The sequence below is a fragment of the Frankia sp. AiPs1 genome (genome assembly GCF_023716945.1).
Taxonomy (GTDB): Bacteria; Actinomycetota; Actinomycetes; order Frankiales; family Frankiaceae; genus Frankia.
In genome coordinates this window covers 1-4,657 of record NZ_JAMQQF010000478.1, presented here as the reverse complement: position 1 = coordinate 4,657, position 4,657 = coordinate 1, and the positions used below count along the sequence as shown (strand labels likewise).

General features: G+C 72.9%; 2 protein-coding genes and 1 pseudogene. All 3 read right to left on the bottom strand.

What is annotated here, in order from left to right; genetic code table 11:
- Window positions 1-297: 297 nt before the first annotated feature.
- A pseudogene (locus tag ND748_RS25610) lies at window positions 298-1,926 on the bottom strand (MiaB/RimO family radical SAM methylthiotransferase); the annotation flags it as partial.
- Window positions 1,927-2,072: 146 nt separating this feature from the next.
- On the bottom strand, window positions 2,073-2,960 hold the full coding sequence (locus ND748_RS25605; protein WP_251748637.1) for a helix-turn-helix domain-containing protein: 888 nt from the start codon (window positions 2,958-2,960) through the stop codon (window positions 2,073-2,075).
- Window positions 2,961-3,064: 104 nt separating this feature from the next.
- Window positions 3,065-4,657 (bottom strand): DNA translocase FtsK (locus ND748_RS25600; protein WP_251748635.1); only part of this gene is annotated, 1,593 nt, incomplete at its 5' end.

Genomic DNA, 4,657 nt, shown 5'->3' with positions numbered 1-4,657 from the left:
GTGCCCGCCGGCTCCGCCGCTCCCGCTGCCGCCTGGCTGGCCTGTCCCTGGGGGACACCGGCCGAGGGATCCGGCGGCGAGGGGGAGTGCGCGGCGGGCGGGCGGGACGGCGCCGACGTGGCGCCCGCGGTCGCCCACGGTGTCTCCGTCGGATGGGGCTGTGCGGTCACGGTGGTGCTCGGAGGGTCGGACGCATCGGAGCCCGGCAGGTCGAGCAGGGCAACCAGCGCGATCAGGGCCAGGCTCAGCACGGTGACGGCCGCGCCGACGAGCGCCTGGGAGCGGCGCCGGCCCGCCCGCCCCGGTGGCGGGCGGCGCGGCCCCGCCCCGCCTCGCCGAGGGACGGGCCCGGTCCAGCACCGCGGTGAACTCGGCGACCAGGTCGACCCCTTCGGTCCCGACGACCCGCGCTTCGATCAGATCCCCGACCTCGACCCCGGGCAGACCTGCGCCAGACAGACCTGCGCCGGGCAGACCTGCGCCAGACGGGCCCCCGACCGGCGGGCCGCCCGCCGCGGTGGGGCCGGGCAGTCGGACCATGCACGAGCCGTCGGCATCGGGCTGCTGGTGTCCGGCGCACCCGGCGGCGATCCCGTCGGCGACCTCCTCGACGAGGACCTGCACTCGGCTGCCGACCCGCTCCTGCGCCCGGGCCGCGGTGAGCTGTTCGACGAGATCGGTGATCTGCACCCGGCGTCGCTCGATCTCCTCCTCGTCGATCTTGCCTGGCAGCGAGACCGCCTCGGTGCCCTCTTCGTCGGAATAGCCGAACACACCGACCGCGTCGAGGTCGGCAGCCTCGAGGAACTCCGCCAGGATGTCGACGTCCGCCTCGGTCTCGCCGGGAAAGCCGACGATGACGTTCGATCGGGCGCCGAGGCCGGGCAGCAGGCGGCGACCACGGTCGAGCAGGTCGAGGAAATGCTCGGAGCCGCCAAACCGGCGCATCCGGCGCAGCACCGCCGGGCTCGCGTGCTGGAACGACAGGTCCAGGTAGGGGGCGAGACCCGGCGTGGTCAGCAGCACCTCGAGCAGCGACGGGCGCAGCTCCGCCGGCTGCAGGTAGACCGTGCGCACCCGCACGATGCCCGCCACGGCGGCAAGCTGCGGCAGCAGCTTCTCCAGCGCCCGCAGGTCGCCGAGATCCTTGCCGTAGGACGTCGAGTTCTCGCTGACCAGCACCAGCTCGCGCGCACCCTCGCCGGCCAGCCACTGCGCCTCGGCGAGGATGTCGTCGACGGGCCGGGACACATGCGAGCCGCGGAACGACGGGATCGCGCAGAACGCGCACCGCCGGTCGCAACCGCTGGAAATCTTCAGGGCGGCGACCGGCCCCGCCGTCAACCGACGACGGCCCGGGGCACTCGCCGCCGCGCTCCCACCGGGTGCGCCGCTCGCCGGCCTGCCGACGCTCGGCACGCCGGCGCCGGCGTGCCCGGGAACGTGCACGGCGACGTTCGCCGAGGCGCCCCGCTCCACCGGAGTGATCGGCAGCAGGGTGCGCCGGTCACGGGGGGTGTGAGCGGGCACGGTGGCGCCGCGCAGGACCGCGTCGAGATGCTCGCCGATGCTCGGGTAGGCGTCGAAGCCCAGCACCGCGTCGGCCTCGGGCAGGTTCGCCGCCAGCTCGTTGCCGTAGCGCTCCGCGAGGCAGCCGACGGCCACCACCGCACGCGGACCCGCGCCGGCCGGTTCGCCGTCGCCGGCCCGCAGGTCGTCCGCGGCCAGCAGGGCGTCGATGGAGTCCTTCTTCGCCGCGTCGACGAATCCGCAGGTGTTGACCAGGACGGCATCGGCGTCGGCGGCCTCCGCGACCAGCTCCCAGCCCTGGGCGGTGAGGCGGCCGGCGAGCTCCTCCGAATCCACCTCGTTCCGGGAACAACCGAGCGTGACGAGAGCTACCCGGCGCGGGACGTGAGTGGACACGAGGTCAGGCTACCGGGGCGGTGGCACCCGGCGCCGCACCAGCCCGACATGGCCGACTTACACAGGTGGAGCCTGACCCGCCGGGCCGGGCCCCACGGACCGGCAGGCCAACGGCAGCACCGGGTCGCCGCGCCCGCGGGTCGCGGTCAGTCCACCGACGCGCCGGACGCGGTGACGAGCGCCGACGGCAGCGGGCCCGCGGCGAGGGGGCTGCGGCCGTCCTGCCCGACCTCGCACTCGCCGGAGGCGACCACGCTGACCCGGATCGTCACCACCTGGCCGGCATCACCGGAGGGCCCGAGGTTGCGGCCGTTGCAGGACACGTCGACCGCGCCCGCGTTGCCCATCCTGATGCTCAACGCCCCCGGCGCCGTGACGGTCCGGCTGTCCCCGGAGTGCAGTAGCTGCGCGAGAAGCACGTGGCGGGCGTCGTCCCGCACCTCCAGCCAGCTCTGCGCGTCGCGGGCCGCCACCACGACGTTCACTCCCGCCGGCGCGGCGGTGCTGGGAGCGGGGACCGGCGTGCTGCTCGGCGCCGTGATCGGTGTCGGCTCGGTCGGCGGGGGCGCCGCGGCGTCGCCCTGCCGGGGGGACCCGGCCGAGCCGGACGACCCGGAACCCGGCACCAGCAGGGCGATGACCGCGATCAGACACACCGCGGCCAACGAAACGATCATCGCGGCGCCCCAGCGGAAGCCGCCGCGCCGGCGTCTGGTCCCGCCTCGTAGCGGGTCGAACTCGCCGGGCGGAACGCCGCCGAGCACCGGCCCGGTCAACGCCTCGTGCGAGGCGTCGTAGGCGGCGAGCACGGGCCCGGGGTCGAGGCCGAGGCTGGTGGCGATGCTACGCAGATGGCCGCGGGCGTAGACCGTGCCGCCGCAGCGGGAGTAGTCGTCCCGCTCGATCTGGTCGATCAGGCTTGCCCGCACCCGAGTGCGCTCACTGACCTCGTCGATCGTCAGGTTGCGCTCGCGGCGGGCCGCGGCGAGCAGCGAGCCGGCGCTGGCCGGCTGCGGATCGTCCACGGATTGCATGAGCGACCTCCGCAAGCGTGAAATTCTGCCTACCGTGGAGGCACCGGCTCAGTTTACGGTCCGTCACCCGGCCTCGAAAGCGCAGACGAGGCCACCGGCACTTCCTAGCCGTTACGCAGCGTTGTGAGCAGGCCTTCCAGTTCGTCGGGCATGACCAGCACGTCGCGGGCCTTGGAGCCCTCGCTGGCCCCGACGATGCCCCGGCTCTCCATCAGGTCCATCAGCCGGCCCGCCTTGGCGAACCCGACACGCAGCTTGCGTTGCAGCATGGACGTGGAGCCGAACTGGGTGCTCACCACGAGCTCGACGGCCTGCAGGAACAGCGCCAGATCGTCGCCGATCTCCTCGTCGATGTCCTTCTTCGCCTCGCCGCCGCCGTCGAACACATCCTCCCGGAATGCCGGCGGTGCCTGTTCCTTGGTGTGGTCGACGATTGCGGCGATCTCGTCCTCGGAGACGAATGCACCCTGGATACGCGCCGGTTTGCCCGCGCCCATGGGAAGAAACAGCGCATCGCCCAGTCCGACGAGCTTCTCCGCCCCGGCCTGGTCGAGAATCGTGCGGCTGTCGGCGAGCGACGCGGTCGCGAACGCGAGCCGGGACGGGACGTTGGCCTTGATCAGACCGGTCACCACGTCCACCGACGGGCGCTGGGTGGCGAGCACCAGGTGGATGCCGACCGCGCGGGCCATGGCGGTGATCCGGCAGATGGCGTCCTCGACGTCGCGCGGGGCGACCATCATCAGGTCGGCGAGCTCGTCGACGATGGTCAGGATGTACGGGTACGGCTTGTACACCCGTTCGGAACCCGGCGGGGCGACGATCTCCCCGTTGCGGACCTTGCGGTTGAAGTCGTCGACGTGGCGCACCCCGCAGGCGGCGAGATCCTCGTAACGGTTCTCCATCTCCTTGACGACCCACTGCAGCGCGTCGGCCGCCTTCTTCGGGTTCGTGATGATCGGCGTGATCAGGTGCGGGATGCCCTGGTAGCTCGTGAGCTCGACCCGCTTGGGGTCGACGAGGACCATCCGGACCTGGTCCGGCGTCGCCCGCGCCAACACCGAGGTGATGAGCGTGTTGATGCACGTCGACTTGCCTGCGCCGGTCGCCCCGGCGATCAGGATGTGCGGCATCTTGGCCAGGTTCGCCAGCACGTAGCCGCCCTCGATGTCCTTGCCGAGGCCGACGACCAGCGGGTGGACGTTGGCGAGCGCCTCACCGCTGCGCAGCACGTCGCCGAGCGACACCAGCTCGCGGTCGGTGTTGGGGATCTCGACGCCGACCGCGCTCTTGCCCGGAATCGGGCTGATGATCCGCACGTCCGCGCTCTTGACCGCGTAGGCGATGTTCTTCGCGAGCTGGGTGATCCGCTCGACCTTCACCGCGGAACCGAGCTCGACCTCGTATCGGGTCACCGTCGGGCCGCGGGTGAAACCGGTGACCCGGGCATCGACCTTGAACTGGGCGAAAACGTCGGTGAGCGAGGCAATCACACCGTCGGTCGCGGCGGAGCGGACCTTCGGCGGCGTCCCGGAACGCAGCAGCGTCGGCGACGGCAGCTTGTAGTCGCCGTCGGTCGGCGGGACCAGGTGCTCGATCTCGTCCGGGGCGCTCGGGGACCCCGGGCCGGGCACGCCCGTCGCCGTGTCCGCGGCACCGCCGGTCACCTTCGCCGCCCGCGGCCGCCCGCGTCGGGC

Excerpts from the sequence above, each read along its gene's own strand:
- ND748_RS25605 (WP_251748637.1), bottom strand. The coding sequence starts at position 2,960 with ATGCAATCCGTGGACGATCCGCAGCCGGCCAGCGCCGGCTCGCTGCTC.